The organism is Paenisporosarcina sp. P4_D4 (assembly GCF_056401835.1).
In genome coordinates this window covers 1-753 of record NZ_JBFUIO010000390.1, presented here as the reverse complement: position 1 = coordinate 753, position 753 = coordinate 1, and the positions used below count along the sequence as shown (strand labels likewise).

At 38.9% G+C, this 753-nt stretch carries 1 pseudogene; it reads left to right on the top strand.

The window, feature by feature from the left end:
• A pseudogene (locus AC1DSL_RS19045) lies at positions 1 to 661 on the top strand (5-methyltetrahydropteroyltriglutamate--homocysteine S-methyltransferase); the annotation flags it as partial.
• Between the last annotated feature and the right edge of the window lie 92 nt (positions 662 to 753).

Genomic DNA, 753 nt, shown 5'->3' with positions numbered 1-753 from the left:
ATCAATAACTGACAAACCTGTAAAAGGAATGCTGACAGGTCCAATTACAATTTTAAACTGGTCGTTTGTTCGTGATGATATTTCACGCTATGTTGTTGCCAATCAAATTGCACTTGCGCTTCGAAAAGAAGTTGAAACGCTTGAGGAAAATGGAATTCGTATGATTCAAGTTGATGAGCCGGCAATTCGTGAAGGGCTGCCATTAAAACGTGAAAAATGGGAAGGGTATCTTGACGCTGCAGTTTATGCGTTTAAACTTGCAACAACGTCAGTACAAAACGATACACAAATTCATACCCATATGTGTTATTCGGACTTTAAAGATATTATCGATGCGATTAAAGCACTCGATGCTGATGTTATTTCGATTGAAACATCAAGAAGTCATGGTGAATTAATTCAATCGTTTGAAGAAAACACATATGACAAAGGGATTGGTCTTGGTGTATACGACATTCATAGTCCACGTGTACCAAAGCTTGAAGAGCTGAGTAGAAACATTGATCGTGCCCTACAAGTTCTTGATCCAAATCAGTTCTGGATTAATCCTGATTGCGGGTTGAAAACACGAGGTCTTGATGAAACGGTTGCAACACTTAAGATAATGGTTGAAGCAGCAAAACAAACTAGAGAAAAGCTGCTCGTGAATATAGGGTCATAAACTGCCAGAGTGGGATATCCGAATAATGAAAGTGAAATAGAAAATCTTGGGACCCTTTCACACAAGCATAGGCTGTTACTCCTAGATAAGTC